Below are 14,209 nucleotides of genomic sequence, written 5' to 3'. Positions count from 1 at the left end.
TCCGGATCGCTGATGCCCTACTCACTTCCCCGGGGTGGGCGGGCTGGGGATCTTGTAGCCCGACGGCCCGACGGTGTTCTCCAACGACGCCTGCCAGGAACCGTCGGCGATGTAGTTGGTGAGGATCTGGTTGATCGTCGGCACCAGTGTGGACCCCTTCGGCAGGCCAATCCCGTACGGCTCGTCGGAGAAGCCCTTGCCGACCACCTTCAACACCCCCTTGTACTGAGGCTCGGCGGCGAAGCCGGCCAGGATGATGTCGTCGGTGGTCACCGCGTCGACGGTGCCCTTCACCAGTTGCTGGACGCATTCGGAGAACGTGTTGGGCTGCACCAGGGCGATGTTGCCCTGGTAGCGGGCCAGGACGTTCTGCGCCGAGGTGGTGTTGGCGGCGGCACACAGGGTGCGACCCTCCAGCCGCTCGACACCGGTCAGTTCCTCGTCGTTGCGCCTGATCAGCAGGTCCTGATGGGCGACGAAGTAGGGCCCCGCGAAATCGACCTTCGCCGCCCGCTCGTCGTTGATCGTGTAGGTGGAGAGCACCATGTCGACCTTGCCCTCGGTGAGCAGCTTCTCCCGGTCGACCGGATCGGCCTTCACCCAGGTGATCGTGTCCGCAGCCACACCCAGCGACTTGGCGATGTAGGTGGCGGTGTCGACGTCGAAGCCGGACGCGTCGGTGCCGGTCGTCACGCCGTCCGACGTGCCGGCTTCCTTGGCGACGCCGAGTCCGGGCTGATCGAAGGAGATGCCGATCCGGAGCGAGGAGAAGGTGGCGCCCGAGACCGGGGTGGGGTCCTTCACCTCGCCGCCCTGGGTGCAGCCGGTGAGAAGCAGGCCGAGGGCGACGGCGACCGTGGCCAGCCGACGCGGCAGGGAATTGCGTGTGGTCATGTCGATTCTCCTGACCTGTCGAGGCTCAGTGGCCGGGGGTGTCATCGTCGGGATCGGCGACCACCGCGGTGCCGTAGCGGGGGCCCTCGTCGGTCCACACCGACTCGATCTTGCCGTCGGTGTGCGCCACCACTCTGGGTTTGACGAGCCGCCAGCCCAACGCCAACACCCCGATCAGCACCGGGATGCCGAACACCACCACCAGGAAGTTGATCTTGTGGAAGAAGTCGGTGGCACTTTGCCAGCCCGAGATGGCGATGCCGATCACCACGAACACCAGGAAGCCGAGCCCGGCATACGACGTCCACGGATAGCCGGGGGCCGGGAAGGGGGTCGGCGGGATGACCCCCTTGTTGATCAGTTGCCGCAGCCGCAGCTGGCAGACGAAGATCGTCGCCCAGGTGAACACGATCATGATCGCCGTGGCCTCGAGCGCCAGTTCGAAGGCGTCCGGGACGAAGGCGTTCAACACCGCACCCAGGGCCATCACGCAGGCGGTCATCACGATGCCGGCCCAGGGGACGCCGGACTCGCTCATCTTCAGGGTGAACTTCGGCGCCTGCTGCGACATGCCGAGGCTGCGCAGCACGCGTCCGGTGGAGAACATGCCCGCGTTGAGGCTCGACATCGCCGCGATGATCAGGATCGCCTGGATCGCCGCGCTCATCCAGTCCAGGCCCAGCGCACTGAAAACCGTCACGAAGGGACTGATCCCGGGCTTGTAGTCCTCGGTGGGCAGCATCGACACCAGCAGCAGCAGCGAGCCGACGTAGAACACCGCGATCCGCATGATGACCGCGTTCACCGCCTTGGGCACCTCGCGGGCGGCGTTCTGCATCTCGCCGGCCGCGACACCGACCATCTCGATCGCCGCGTAGGCGAACACCACGCCCGACATCACCAGCAGCGGGCCGTACCAGACGTAGGGCGCCTCAGTCGGCCAGAAGCCGCCCGGGTTGCTCCACAGGTTCTGGAAGCCAGCCTTGTGGCCGGCGATCTCGAACTGGCCCAGCACCACCACCAGGCCGACGACCAGGAAGATGCCGATGGCGCCCACCTTCAGGATCGCGGCCCAGAACTCGAACTCACCGAACGCCTTCGCCGACATCAGGTTGACCGCCAGCACGACCACCAGGCCGACCAGCACCGTGATCCAGGTGTCCAGCGTCGGGAACCAGAACTGCATGTACAGCCCGACCGCGGACAGGTCGGCGATGCCGGTCAGGGCCCAGTTGCCCCAATAGATCCAGCCGGTGACGAAGGCCCACTTCTCACCGAAGAACTCGCGCATGTAGGACACGAAGGCGCCCGAGGTGGGCCGGTGCAGCACGAGTTCACCCAGCGCCCGCATCAGGAAGTAGGCGATCAGGCCGACGAACGCGTAGCTGAGCACCAGGGCGGGACCGGTGTTGTGCAGCCGCGAGGCCGAGCCCAGGAACAGACCGGTGCCGATGGCTCCACCGATCGCGATCATCTGGACGTGCCGGCGTCCGAGGCTCTGTTTGTAACCGACCTGTTCGGCGTCCAGGTGGGAGATTTCCGGGGAGCGGGTGTCTGTCATGTCGCACTTCTCTCGAGTGGTCACGTGGAGTGCGGGAACCCCCGTCAGATCGTTGGGTGAACAACACCCGACGGGCTGGGGGCGAACCGGCATCGACACACTGCCACCCGCGGAATGCGGCAAGCAATAGATATGGGCACGAAAACGAGCTGCGAAGTGTTAAAGGTGAGTAAAGCAACGCCAAAGGTGACGATAATTTGGGAAATCTGCGGCCGCGGGTGTGCCGACCGGCAGGCACCCGAGCGCTACAGGGCCAGCCGGTCCTGCACCACCGCGACGAGCCGTTCGGCGACCTGCTGCGCCTGCTCGTGGCTGGCGGCTTCGACCATCACCCGCACCAGCGGCTCGGTCCCCGACGGACGCAGCAGCACCCGCCCGGTATCACCCAGTTCGCGTGACGCCGCCGTCACCGCGGAGTTCAGCACCGGGTCGAGACCGGCCCGCACCTTGTTGACGTTGGGCACGTTGATCATCACCTGGGGCAGCCGGGTCATCACGGAGGCCAGCTCGGCCAGCGGCTTGCCGGTACGGGCCATCCGGGCCGCGAGGTGCAACGCGGTCAGCACCCCGTCGCCGGTGGTGGCGAACTCGCTCATGATCACGTGCCCGGACTGCTCGCCGCCCAGGGTGAAGCCGTTGGCGTTCATCGACTCGAGCACGTACCGGTCGCCCACCTTGGCGGTGTCGACCCGGATGCCGTGCTCGCGCATGGCGATGATGAAGCCCAGATTGCTCATCACCGTGCCGACCACGGTGTCGCTGTGCAGCGCGTGGTCCTCCTTCATCGCCAGCGCCAGGATGGCCAGGATCTGGTCGCCGTCGACCATGGCGCCGGTGGCGTCCACGGCGAGGCAGCGGTCGGCGTCGCCGTCGAGCCCGATGCCCAGGTCGGCGCCGTGCTCGACCACCGCGGCCTGCAGCGACTCGGGATGGGTCGAGCCACAGTTGTCGTTGATGTTGAGTCCGTCGGGTTCGGCGTGCAACGGGATCACCGTCGCGCCCTGTGCGTCGAAGGCGGCCAGCGCGGTCAGCGAGGCTGCCCCGTTGGCGGTGTCGATGACGACCTTGAGCGGGGCGAGGGAGGCGTCCTGGCCCAGGCTGGCGACCAGGTGGGCGATGTAGCCCTCGACGGCGCCGAGGTCGTCCCGGACCCGTCCGACGGCGGCCCCGATCGGCCGCTCCCAGGACTCGCCCAGCCGCTGCTCGATGGCGTCCTCGACGTCGTCGTCGAGCTTCACGCCGCCGCGGGCGAAGAACTTGATGCCGTTGTCCGGCATCGGGTTGTGGCTGGCCGACAACATCACGGCGAGGTCGGCGTCCAGCGCAGCGGTCAGGTAGGCGACCCCGGGGGTGGGGATGACCCCCAGCCGGACCACGTCCACGCCGGCCGAGGCGAGCCCGGCCACCACCGCCGCCTCGAGGAACTCGCCCGAGGCGCGGGTGTCGCGACCGACGAGCGCGAACGGCCGACGGCCCTCGAACACCCCCGCCTCGCCCAGCACGTGGGCGGCGGCGACGGCCAGATCGAGGGCCAGTTCGGCGGTCAGCTCGGCGTTGGCCCGACCGCGGACACCGTCGGTGCCGAAGAGGCGCGCCATGCGCCGATCAGCGCTTGCTGTACTGCGGCGCCTTGCGGGCCTTCTTCAAGCCTGCCTTCTTGCGCTCCTTGACGCGGGCGTCCCGGGTCAGCAGGCCGGCCTTCTTCAGGGCGGGACGGGACGCCTCGGCGTCCACGGCATTCAGCGCCCGGGCGATGCCCAGGCGCAGCGCACCGGCCTGGCCGGTGACGCCGCCGCCGACGATCTTGGCGACCACGTCGTAGGAGCCGGCGACCGCGGCGGTCTCGAAGGGCTCGCTGACGGTCTGCTGGTGCAGCTTGTTCGGGAAGTACTCCTCGAGCGAGCGACCGTTGATCGTCCACTGGCCGGTGCCCGGGGTCAGCCGGACGCGGGCGATGGCCTCCTTGCGGCGGCCGGTGGCGTCGGCCTGGCCGATCACCGCGGGGCGCTCGCCCGGAGCGGCGGACGACGGCGCGGCCTCGGCGCGGTAGGCGATCTCGCGCTCACCGTCGGTGAACGGAGCGAACTCCTCGGTGGTGGTCTCCACGGTCTCGGTCACGGTGCTTCCTTCGGCTCTCACTGAGCGATCTGGGTGATCTGGTACGGCTGCGGCTGCTGCGCGGCGTGCGGGTGCTCGGGGCCCGCGTACACCTTCAGCTTGCTGAGCAGCTGACGGCTGAGCTTGTTCTTGGGCAGCATGCCCCACACGGCACGCTCGACGGCGGCGCGCGGGTCCTTGTCGAGCAGCTCGCCGTAGGGGACGGACTTCAGGCCGCCGGGACGCCCCGAGTGCCGGTGCGCCAGCTTGGCCGTCCGCTTGTTGCCGGTCAGCGCGATCTTGGAGGCGTTCACGACGATCACGAAGTCACCGGTGTCGACGTGCGGCGCGAACTGCGCCTTGTGCTTGCCCCGCAGCAGAGTGGCGGCGGTGACCGCCAGCCGGCCGAGAACGACATCGGAGGCATCGATCACATGCCAGTTACGGGTGATTTCACCCGGCTTGGGGCTGTACGTAGACACGCTCGTGGACCACTTCCATTGTTAGCTGTTCTGTCAGTGCGGGATCTGCCACGGGCAGACCACAGCGCAACAGCGATTAAGGTTACTCGTCCGCCCCCGGCGGGGTCAAAACGCGGTGCAGCGGCGGGCGTTCACGCGCGTGACGGGGCTCACAGAGGTGGCACAGGGCGACCCCAGCCGGGCGACAGAACCGGTCCGGACGCTTGAGAGCATGACCGCTTCAGCCATCGACGCAGCAGCCGGAGCGGACGCCGGGGCGTCCGCTCCTCCGGCCGCGACCGCTTCCGGCAGGGTGCCGCCCGGCCATGGCCTGCGCCGCTCCACCCGGCTGGTCTCCCTGGCGCTGACCCTGTCCGCCGTGGCGGCGCTGTACACCTGGAACCTGGCGGCCTCCGGCTGGGCGAACTCGTTCTACAGCGCAGCGGTGCAGGCCGGCGCCGAGTCGTGGAAGGCGTTCTTCTTCGGCTCGTTGGACGCCGGCAACGCGATCACCGTCGACAAGACTCCCGCCGCCCTGTGGTTGATGGGGCTCTCGGTGCGCATCTTCGGGCTCAGCTCGTGGAGCATCCTGCTGCCGCAGGCGCTGCTCGGCGTCGGCTCGGCGTGGATCCTGTACGGCACGGTGCGCCGCTCGCTGGCGCGCTCCGGGTCGCCGGCCCGGGCGCACTGGGCCGGCGTCGTGGCGGCCCTGGCGTTCGCGCTGACCCCCGCGGCGACACTGATGTTCCGGTTCAACAACCCCGACGCCCTGATGGTGTTCTGCTACGTGGCCGCCGCCGCGCTCACCCTGCGCGCGGCCGAGACCGCCTCGCGCGGCCGGCTGGCGCTGGCCGGGGCACTGGTCGGGCTCGGCTTCCTGGCCAAGATGCTGCAGGCGTTCGTCATCCTGCCCTCCCTGGTGCTCGCCTACGCGGTGGCCGCCCCGGCGTCCTGGCGCCGCAAGCTGGTCGACCTGCTGACCGCTTTCGGGGCGATGGTGCTGGCGTTCGGCTGGTGGGTGGCGATCGTCGAGCTGGTCCCGCAGTCGTGGCGGCCCTACATCGGCGGCTCGCAGACCAACTCGATCCTCGAACTCACCTTCGGCTACAACGGGCTCGGCCGGTTGAACGGCGACGAGACCGGCTCGGTCGGCAGCTCGGCGGGTCGTTGGGGCAGCATCGGCCTGTTGCGGATGTTCACCACGCTGTCGGGCGAGATGGTCTCGTGGCTGATCCCGGGGGCGCTGCTGCTGGGCGTGGTCGCGCTGCTGCTGCTCGGACGCCGCGGCTGGGCCACGGCGCTGCACGGCGGGCCCGAGACGGGCCGCACCCGCACCACCGGCGCCCTGCTGCTGTTCGGCAGCTGGCTGGTGGTCAACACGCTGGTGTTCAGCTTCATGGCCGGCATCTACCACGACTACTACACGGTGGCGCTGGCCCCGGCGATCGGCGCCACCCTGGCGCTCGGCGGCAGCGTCGCCTGGGCGGGGCGGCGCGGCTGGCCGGTCCGGGTGGCGTTGGCGGTCGCGGCGCTGGCCACCGGTGCGTGGGGGGTCGCCCTGGCGTCGGTCGCCGGCGGCGTGTACCTGATCGTCTCGCTGGTCGCGGCGGCGCTGCTGACCGGCTGCGCGGTGGTGTTCCTGTTCGGCCCGGCGGTGGCGCGGGCGCTGCAGACGGCGGCACTCAGCGTGGCGGTGGTCGCCGCGCTGGCCGGTCCGGCGGCGTACTCGCTGAACACCGCGGCCACCCCGCACACCGGCTCGATCGTGACCGCGGGCCCGACCAGCAGCGGGTTGTCCGGCTCGTCGGCCACCGGCCGCGGCCCCGGTCGCGGCGGGGGCGGTGGCGGCGCTCCCAGCCGCGGTGGCGGCGGGGGGGCAGGTGGTGGCGGCGGCACAGGTGGCGCCGGAGGCGGGCGCGGCGGCCTGCTCAACGGAACCACCGTCTCCACCGACCTGCTCAGCCTGCTCGAGACCGACGCCGCCGACTACACCTGGGTGGCGGCCACCACCGGTGCCCAGAACGCCGCCAGCTACCAGTTGGCGACCGGTGACGCGGTGATGGCGATCGGCGGGTTCAACGGCTCCGACCCGTTCCCGACACTGGCGCAGTTCCAGCAGTGGGTGGCCGAGGGAAAGATCCACTACTTCATCGGCGGCGGCAACTTCGGCGGCCAGAACGGCGGCAGCGACGTCGCATCGCAGATCGCCGACTGGGTGCAGCAGAACTACACCGCGACCACCGCCGGCGGCACCACCGTCTACGACCTGAGCGGCAGGTGAGCGCGATGACGATGACCGAGGACCGGCGCGGCGGCGTCCGGATCTCCGAGGCGGCGCGAGCCACGGTGGAGATCGTCGTCCCGGTGTACAACGAGGCGGCCGACCTGGCCCGCTCGGTGCGCCGGCTGGTCGCCTTCCTGGACGCCTGTCTGCCCTACGCGCACCTGGTGACGATCGCCGACAACGCCTCGACCGACGACACCCTGGCGATCGGCCGCGCGCTGGCGGCCGAACTCGACGGCGTCCGGGTGGTGCACCTGGAAGCCAAGGGCCGCGGCGGGGCGCTGAAGAAGGTCTGGCTGGCCAGCGATGCCGATGTGGTCTGCTACGTCGACGTCGACCTCTCCACCGACCTGGCCGCCCTGCCGGTGCTGCTGGCGCCGCTGGTCAGCGGCCACAGCGAGGTGGCGATCGGCACCCGGCTGGCAGTCGGTTCGCGGGTCGTCCGCGGCCCGAAGCGCGAGTTCGTGTCGCGCGCCTACAACCTCATCCTGAAGGGCGCGCTGCGGGTGTCGTTCAGCGACGCCCAATGCGGCTTCAAGGCGATGCGGGCCGACGTCGCGCACCGGTTGCTGCCGCTGGTCGAGGACACCAACTGGTTCTTCGACACCGAACTGCTCGTCCTCGCGCAACGAGCCGGGCTGCGCATCCACGAAGTACCGGTGGACTGGATCGACGACCCGGGCAGCACCGTCGACGTGGCGGCGACCGCCGCCGAGGACCTGCGCGGGGTGTGGCGGCTGCTGCGCGGGCTGAGCAGCGGCCGCATCCCGGTCGCGGCGATCCGTGCCGAACTGGGCCGTCCGGCCCTGCCGGCAGCCGTGCCAGGGGTGCCGGCCGGGCTGCTCGGCCGGCTGGTCCGGTTCGCGGCGGTCGGAGTCGCCTCCACGCTGGCCTACGTCGGGCTCTACCTGCTGCTGCGGCTGATGCTGGACGCCCAGACGGCCAACCTGACCGCGCTCGCCGTCACGGCGGTCGCCAACACCGCGGCCAACCGGGTGTTCACCTTCGGGGTGCGCGGACGCAGTGGCCTGCTCGGCCACCACGCCACCGGACTGGCCGCGTTCGCGGTGGCGCTGGGGCTGACCAGCGGGTCGCTGGCGGTGCTGCACCAACTAGCGCCGGACGCCGCCCGCTGGGTCGAGCTGCTGGTGCTGGCGGTGGCCAACGCGGTCGCCACCGGCGTCCGCTTCGCCGCGCTCACCGTTGTGCTGGGGCGCCGGCGGGCATCGCACCACTAGACTCCCCGCCGTGGTGAATGTCGGCGATCCGCCCGTGGTGGCGCAGGTGGTCCGCAACGGCTTCGTCGAGTCGAGCCACCGCGGCATCGTGGTCGTCACCCGGGCCGACGGCTCCGTGTCGTACAGCCGGGGCGACTACCAGTCCAACATCCTGCCGCGCTCGTCGCTGAAGCCGATCCAGGCGCTGGCGATGGTGCGGTGCGGGCTGCAGGTGCCGTCCGACCAGCTGGCGGTGGCCTGCGCCAGCCATTCCGGCGAGCCGATGCATCTGCAGACGGTGCTCGACCTGTTGCACGGTGCGGGGCTGGACGAGTCGGCGCTGCGCAACACTCCGGACCTGCCGCTGATGGACGCCCAGCGCAACGAGTGGATCGCCGAACGCCGCGGCCCCAGTTCGCTGGCGCAGAACTGCTCCGGCAAGCACGCGGCGATGCTGGCCACCTGCGTGGTCAACGACTGGCCGCTGGAGACCTACCTGAACCGTGGGCACCCCACCCAGCAGGCCGTCATCGAGACGATCCGCGGCTTCGGCATGCGCGTCGCGTGGACCTCCATCGACGGGTGCGGCGCGCCGGCCCTCGGGGTGAGCCTGGTCGGCCTGGCGCGGATGTACGGCATGCTCGCGGCGGCCACCGAGGGCGCCGAGAAGGAGGTGGCGGACGCCATGCGCGCCCACCCCGAACTGGTCGGCGGCACCGGGCGAGACGTCACCGACCTGATGCGCGGCATTCCGGGCATGATCGCCAAGGACGGCGCCGAGGGCGTCTACGCCGCCGGCCTGCCGGACGGCCGCGGGATCGCCCTGAAGATCGCCGACGGTGGCATCCGGGCCCGTCCGGTGGTGATGGGTGCGGTGCTGCGCAGGCTGTGGCTCGGGGATGCCCCGCTGCGCACCCGGATGATGGACATGCCGATCTACGGCCGCGGGCAGGTCGTCGGCGCGGTCATCCCGATCGACATCTGAGCCCGGCGCCGCTCAAGCCCGAGACCTGCTGGCTGAGCCCGGCGCCGGCCGGGTGGCGGGACCGTGCACGTCCAGCCGCGTTCCCGCCCGGGCGTCCGTTCTCTGCAACGCCGACTACTCGCATAAAGCCCGCCTACTCTCATGTTGTGACACGAAAGTGGTCGGCGTTCCCGAAACCACTGGGCGTTGCAGAGAACGGCAAACCGCGGGGCCGGGCTCAGTTCTGACCTGAGCCCTTGGGCGAATCCTCGCTCGGCTGCGCCGTTCCCAACGGGTCGGTGGCCGCGGGCTGGTCGGGCTCGGGGCCCAGGTCGACGACCGGATCGGGGTCGGGCGGGCTCTGGTGGCTCGTCGACGACGGGGTCATCACCACCGGCACCGCGTGCGGCACGCCCAGTCCGGGCGGCCGTTGCCGGCTTCGCCCGGCGGGCTGGGCGGGCGTGCTCGTGGTGGGCGGGGCGGCCACCGCTCCCCCACTGCCCCGCATCCCGGCGGTGCTCGGCGGCGCGGCGGGCTGCGCGGGCTGCGTGGTCGCCGGCTCGGCGGTGCTCTCACCGCCCTGTGCACCCACAGCGGCCCCGGCCTGGGCCGCCACCTTCGCGGGCTCGGGGGTGCGGGCCGGGAACCCGGCTGCCTGGCCGATGCCCCAGATGTAGGCCAGTGCCGCCAGGAACGGCAACAGATAGCCGGTCCAGGTGACCCAGCCGGCGCTCGCCTCGGCGTTGGCGGGTGAGCCGGCCTGGTAGGTCGTCCAGCCGAAGCCGATCAACCAGTGCAGGGCGAGCAACGTCGTCCCCGCCCACAGCAGGGGGCGGCCGCGGCCGATCCGGCGTCCGATGTAGACGGTGGCGGCCACCGTCGCAACCACGAAGACCAGCGTTCTCAACAGGGCCAGCACGATGTCCATGGAGCCTCCACTACGGGGGTGCGTACCCTCACCCTAGCCCTGCCCGGCGCGCCGTCCGGGACATCCCCGCGGGGCACCGGGACCGATTCGGCCAACTCTTTGCGGGCCGCCTCGCGCAGGTGTTAGGTAGGGCCATGGGTTCAACGGTGAACGCGGACATGCAGGTTGACTCCCCCGACGGCGTACGGAACGTCGTCCTGATCGGGAACGCCGGGTCCGGCAAGACGACGCTCTTCGAACAACTGCTCAAGGCGAGGGTGCCCGGCTATCGCGGCGAGAAGGAGGACGCCGAACGCGCCGCCCAGCTGTTCGTCGCCTCCTTCGCCACCGGTGACGTGGTGGTCAACCTGCTGGACGCCCCAGGGCATCCCGACTTCGTCGGCGAACTGCGGGCCGGCATCCGGGCCGCCGACGCCGCGATCTTCGTGCTGTCGGCCGCCGACGACATCGACGGGGCGGCGCAGGCGCTGTGGGAGGAGTGCCGCGAGGCGAACCTGCCGCGGGTGATCGTGCTCACCAAACTGGACGCCGGGCACGCCGACTTCGACGACTCGGTCGAGCAGTGCCAGGCCGTCTTCGGCGACGGCGTCCGGCCGACCCACGTGCCCACCTACGCCGGGCCGGGCCAGGTGGTCGGCAACATCGGCCTGCTCAGCCTCGAGGAGCACGACTACTCCGCCGGCGAGCCGGTGTCGCGCACCCTGAACGCCCACGACGACCAGGTGGAGGCCTACCGGGGCCCGCTGATCGAGTCGATCATCGCCGAGGCCGAGGACGAGGGCCTGATGGACAGCTACCTCGAGGATGACGAGCATCTTTCGCTCCAGGACCTGCTCGACGACCTGATGAAGGCGGTGGCCACGGCCAACCTGTTCCCGGTCGTTCCGGTGCAGACGGGCACGGGCGTCGGCATCGAGGAACTGCTCCGTCTCATCGAACACGGCTTCCCGACCCCGGGCATGCACCCGAACCCGCCGCTCACCACCACCGACGGCGAGGTTCTGCCGCAGCCCGACAGCGACCCGTCGGCGCCGCTGGTGGCCCAGGTGATCCGCACCACCACCGACCCGTTCGCCGGCCGCTTGTCGATGGTGCGGATCTTCTCGGGCACCCTGCACTCCGACGACGTGGTTCACGTGTCCGGTCACCGGTCCTGGGTGGGCCGCGAGGACTCCGCCCATCCCGACCACGACAACGAGGAGCGGATCGGGCTGATCCAGGGCGCCGTCGGGACCGAGCTGAAGCCCCGCCAGCAGGCCATCGCCGGCGAGATCGTGCTGCTGCCCAAGCTGGGCACCGCCGAGACCTGTGACACCCTGTCGGCGAAGGACCGGCCCGGCGTGGTGGAGGCCTGGCCGCTGCCCGACCCGCTGCTGCCACTGGCCATCAGGGCGGCCACCCGCAACGACGAGGACAAGCTCGCCGGCGCCCTGCAGCGACTCGCGGTCGAGGATTCCAGCGTCCGGCTCGACCGCGGCGCCGGTGACCAGTTGGTGCTGTGGACGACAGGCCAGGCGCATGCCGACCTGCTGCTGGGCCGGCTCGTCGAGCGCTACGGCGTCCGGGTCGAGCAGGAGGAACTCAAGATCCCCATGCGCGAGACGTTCACCGGTGCGGCCACCGCGATGGGCCGGCACGTGAAGCAGTCCGGCGGGCACGGCCAGTACGCGGTGTGCAACATCGAGGTCGAGCCGCTCGATCGCGGCGCCGGCTTCGAGTTCGTCGACAAGGTGGTCGGCGGCGCGGTGCCGAGGCAGTTCATCCCGTCGGTCGAGAAGGGCATCCGCAACCAATTGGAGAAGGGCGTCTTCGCCGGCTACCCGATGGTCGACGTCCGGGTCACCCTCTACGACGGCAAGGCGCATTCGGTGGACTCCTCCGACATGGCCTTCCAGATGGCCGGTGCGCTAGCGATCAAGGAGGCGGCCTCGAACGACGGCGCGGTGGCGCTGCTGGAGCCGCTGGACCTGGTCACCGTGACCGTCGGCGAGGAGTACCTGGGACCGGTGATGACCGACCTGTCCGGACGCCGTGGGCAGCTGCTCGGCTCGGACCAGGTCGGCCGCAAGGCGGTGGTGAAGGCGCTGGTCCCGCAGGCCGAACTGGCCCGCTACGCGATCGACCTGCGCGGCATCGCACACGGCTCCGGGTCGTTCACCCGTGACTTCCACGGCTACGAACTGCTGCCGTCGCAGCTGCTGGCCAAGTACCGCAAGTAGCGACCCTGACAACGGTGCACTCGTTCGACCGCCTCCGGCCCGGCCCCGCCTGAGCCCGCGCACCGGCCGGCGACGAGTGCACCGTTTTCAGGACGGGCGCCAACCCCGGTCCACCAGGGCGGTGCGCACCAGTTCGACCACGGCCTCGGGGTCGGTCGTCAGCGCCTCGGCGGCCAACGGCAGGACGGCCCACCCGGCCGCGGCCAGCCTCGAATACCGCCATCGGTCCTGCACGAACGAGGCACGCCCCCGGTGGTACTTCCAGCCGTCGATCTCGACGATCACCCGCGGCTGGGGGTAGGCGATGTCGACGCAGTAGACCGCGTCGCCGGCCTCGACGCGGTGGTTGGTGCGGAAGCCGGTCAGCACGGCTGAGCGGAGCAGTCGGGGGGCATCACGTTCGGCCTCTGACCAGGGCGAATCGCGCGAGTCCTCCAGGAGGGTGCGCCGCAGGTCGTTGCCCCGGCGACGGGGTGCAGGTCGAAGGCGTTCCACAGGTGTGGCAGTAGCACCGCCCGGCGGCGCAGCGCCTCATCGATCACCCGTCCGCCCAACGCCGGAATCAGGTCGAGCACGGACAGCGCGGGTCGCACCATCCCCACCCCGTCGCGGAAGGTCACCAGATCGGGCGGGATGCTGCGCCGCTCCCAGGCGAAGCCGTGCCGGCGGGCCGCCACCCGGCCGTGCGCGAGGGCCGTGGAGACCGCGGTGATCGGGCAGTCCGGCCACCACGACAGCCTGGCCGCGGCCGCACCGGTCAGCACCCCGTCGGGCCGGTACGCCGCGGCTGCCCGGATCCGGACCTCCCAGCCCGGCTCGGCGGCGGTGTAGACGCCGGGCAGCAGGGCGTGCAGGCGCCCCTGCCGCAGGCAATGATCGAGTTGGCGGTCGAGTTCACGGTGCTGGCGACGCAGCAGGACCCCGCCCTGGGCGCCCAGCAACTGTTCGATGGCTTCCATGACCTAGAAAGCACATTTCGGACCCCGTTTTGTGAGTGGTCGACCCGACTTCTTCGACGGCGATCCTGAAAACGGTGCACTCGTCGACCGCTCGCAGTGCAGGCCGAGGCGCAGACGCTTCCAGGGCCGCGGACGAGTGCACCGTTCTCAGGGCCACCGACGACGAAGGGCCCGGGCGAGTGCCCGGGCCCTTCGTGAGATCGGACCGATCAGAAGGAGTACACGTTCTGGTAGCCGGCCGGAATGCTCCGGTTGTCGACGATCTCCTTGCCCAACGGCACGCAGGTGACGGGGATCATCTTGATGTTGGCGATGGCGAGCGGGATCCCGACGATGGTGATGGCCTGGGCGGCCGCGGTGGTGAGGTGGCCGATCGCGAGCCACAGCCCGGCCACCAGGAACCAGATGATGTTGCCGATCGCCGAGCCGGCACCGGCGCCGGGCCTACGGATGATCGTCTTGCCGAACGGCCACAACGCGTAGGTGGCCATCCGGAACGACGCGATGCCGAAGGGGATGGTGACGATGAAGATGCAGGCGATCAGACCGAAGAAGAAGTAGCCGAGTGCCAGCCACAGGCCGCCGAAGATCAGCCAGATGATGTTCAACAGGGTGCGCATGGGTG

13 protein-coding genes are annotated in these 14,209 nt (G+C 70.5%); 4 read left to right on the top strand and 9 right to left on the bottom strand.

What is annotated here, in order from left to right:
• Positions 1–21 precede the first annotated feature (21 nt).
• The 5 genes from OIE40_RS02720 to rplM form a co-directional block, all read right to left on the bottom strand.
• Positions 22–894: a glutamate ABC transporter substrate-binding protein gene (locus OIE40_RS02720; protein WP_264699849.1), complete on the bottom strand. Its 873-nt coding sequence runs from the start codon at positions 892–894 to the stop codon at positions 22–24.
• 25 nt (positions 895–919) lie between these two features.
• Positions 920–2,455 (bottom strand): amino acid permease, encoded by a 1,536-nt coding sequence (locus OIE40_RS02715; RefSeq protein ID WP_264699847.1) that lies wholly within the window; start codon positions 2,453–2,455, stop codon positions 920–922.
• A 245-nt stretch (positions 2,456–2,700) separates the two neighbouring features.
• Entirely contained in the window at positions 2,701–4,053 is a 1,353-nt protein-coding gene (gene glmM, locus OIE40_RS02710; protein ID WP_264699845.1) for a phosphoglucosamine mutase, read from the bottom strand.
• A 7-nt stretch (positions 4,054–4,060) separates the two neighbouring features.
• Positions 4,061–4,594 carry a 30S ribosomal protein S9 gene (gene rpsI / locus OIE40_RS02705; protein ID WP_264699840.1) on the bottom strand — a complete coding sequence of 178 codons (534 nt, stop codon included), beginning with the start codon at positions 4,592–4,594 and terminating at the stop codon, positions 4,061–4,063.
• Positions 4,591–5,034: a 50S ribosomal protein L13 gene (gene rplM / locus OIE40_RS02700; RefSeq protein ID WP_264699838.1), complete on the bottom strand. Its 444-nt coding sequence runs from the start codon at positions 5,032–5,034 to the stop codon at positions 4,591–4,593. Before rplM ends, rpsI begins: the two co-directional genes overlap by 4 nt.
• A gap of 211 nt (positions 5,035–5,245) precedes the next feature.
• Here rplM and OIE40_RS02695 point away from each other — a divergent pair, with 211 nt between their 5' ends.
• The 3 genes from OIE40_RS02695 to OIE40_RS02685 are packed head-to-tail and all read left to right on the top strand — an operon-like array spanning position 5,246 to position 9,499.
• On the top strand, positions 5,246–7,294 hold the full coding sequence (locus OIE40_RS02695) for an ArnT family glycosyltransferase (RefSeq protein WP_264699836.1): 2,049 nt from the start codon (positions 5,246–5,248) through the stop codon (positions 7,292–7,294).
• A gap of 5 nt (positions 7,295–7,299) precedes the next feature.
• Complete coding sequence (locus OIE40_RS02690; RefSeq protein WP_264699835.1) at positions 7,300–8,535, top strand: bifunctional glycosyltransferase family 2/GtrA family protein; 1,236 nt, start codon at positions 7,300–7,302, stop codon at positions 8,533–8,535.
• Between the two features lie 10 nt (positions 8,536–8,545).
• Positions 8,546–9,499, top strand: coding sequence for an asparaginase (locus OIE40_RS02685; RefSeq protein WP_264699833.1), 954 nt, complete (start codon positions 8,546–8,548; stop codon positions 9,497–9,499).
• Between the two features lie 217 nt (positions 9,500–9,716).
• On the opposite strand, the gene OIE40_RS02680 is transcribed toward OIE40_RS02685, so the two are convergent.
• Positions 9,717–10,406 carry a hypothetical protein gene (locus tag OIE40_RS02680; RefSeq protein ID WP_264699832.1) on the bottom strand — a complete coding sequence of 230 codons (690 nt, stop codon included), beginning with the start codon at positions 10,404–10,406 and terminating at the stop codon, positions 9,717–9,719.
• Positions 10,407–10,564: 158 nt separating this feature from the next.
• Between OIE40_RS02680 and OIE40_RS02675 the strand changes: the two genes are divergently transcribed.
• Positions 10,565–12,625 (top strand): elongation factor G-like protein EF-G2, encoded by a 2,061-nt coding sequence (locus tag OIE40_RS02675; RefSeq protein WP_264699831.1) that lies wholly within the window; start codon positions 10,565–10,567, stop codon positions 12,623–12,625.
• An 87-nt stretch (positions 12,626–12,712) separates the two neighbouring features.
• Here the strand turns inward: OIE40_RS02675 and OIE40_RS02670 are convergent, their stop codons facing one another.
• The 3 genes from OIE40_RS02670 to OIE40_RS02660 form a co-directional block, all read right to left on the bottom strand.
• Positions 12,713–12,994, bottom strand: a complete 282-nt coding sequence (locus OIE40_RS02670) for a DUF559 domain-containing protein (protein WP_264699830.1) — start codon at positions 12,992–12,994, stop codon at positions 12,713–12,715.
• A complete protein-coding gene (locus OIE40_RS02665; RefSeq protein WP_264699829.1) occupies positions 12,988–13,584 on the bottom strand; it encodes a hypothetical protein in 597 nt (198 codons plus the stop codon). The genes OIE40_RS02670 and OIE40_RS02665 overlap by 7 nt, the downstream gene beginning before the upstream one ends.
• Positions 13,585–13,793: 209 nt before the next feature.
• Positions 13,794–14,204 (bottom strand): YccF domain-containing protein, encoded by a 411-nt coding sequence (locus OIE40_RS02660; RefSeq protein ID WP_264699827.1) that lies wholly within the window; start codon positions 14,202–14,204, stop codon positions 13,794–13,796.
• Positions 14,205–14,209: the final 5 nt, after the last annotated feature.

The organism is Micropruina sonneratiae (genome assembly GCF_025972045.1).
In the GTDB taxonomy this organism is placed as follows: domain Bacteria; phylum Actinomycetota; class Actinomycetes; order Propionibacteriales; family Propionibacteriaceae; genus Micropruina; species Micropruina sonneratiae.
The sequence above is the reverse complement of the archived record's forward strand: the minus strand, read 5'-3'. Positions and strand labels throughout refer to the sequence as shown.

Bases quoted from the DNA above. Each gene is read 5' to 3' on its own strand.
- OIE40_RS02690 (WP_264699835.1), top strand. From the start codon at position 7,300: ATGACGATGACCGAGGACCGGCGCGGCGGCGTCCGGATCTCCGAGGCG.
- OIE40_RS02660 (WP_264699827.1), bottom strand. From the start codon at position 14,204: ATGCGCACCCTGTTGAACATCATCTGGCTGATCTTCGGCGGCCTGTGG.
- glmM (WP_264699845.1), bottom strand. From the start codon at position 4,053: ATGGCGCGCCTCTTCGGCACCGACGGTGTCCGCGGTCGGGCCAACGCC.
- OIE40_RS02720 (WP_264699849.1), bottom strand. From the start codon at position 894: ATGACCACACGCAATTCCCTGCCGCGTCGGCTGGCCACGGTCGCCGTC.
- OIE40_RS02715 (WP_264699847.1), bottom strand. From the start codon at position 2,455: ATGACAGACACCCGCTCCCCGGAAATCTCCCACCTGGACGCCGAACAG.
- OIE40_RS02665 (WP_264699829.1), bottom strand. From the start codon at position 13,584: ATGGAAGCCATCGAACAGTTGCTGGGCGCCCAGGGCGGGGTCCTGCTG.
- OIE40_RS02680 (WP_264699832.1), bottom strand. From the start codon at position 10,406: ATGGACATCGTGCTGGCCCTGTTGAGAACGCTGGTCTTCGTGGTTGCG.
- OIE40_RS02695 (WP_264699836.1), top strand. From the start codon at position 5,246: ATGACCGCTTCAGCCATCGACGCAGCAGCCGGAGCGGACGCCGGGGCG.
- OIE40_RS02675 (WP_264699831.1), top strand. From the start codon at position 10,565: ATGCAGGTTGACTCCCCCGACGGCGTACGGAACGTCGTCCTGATCGGG.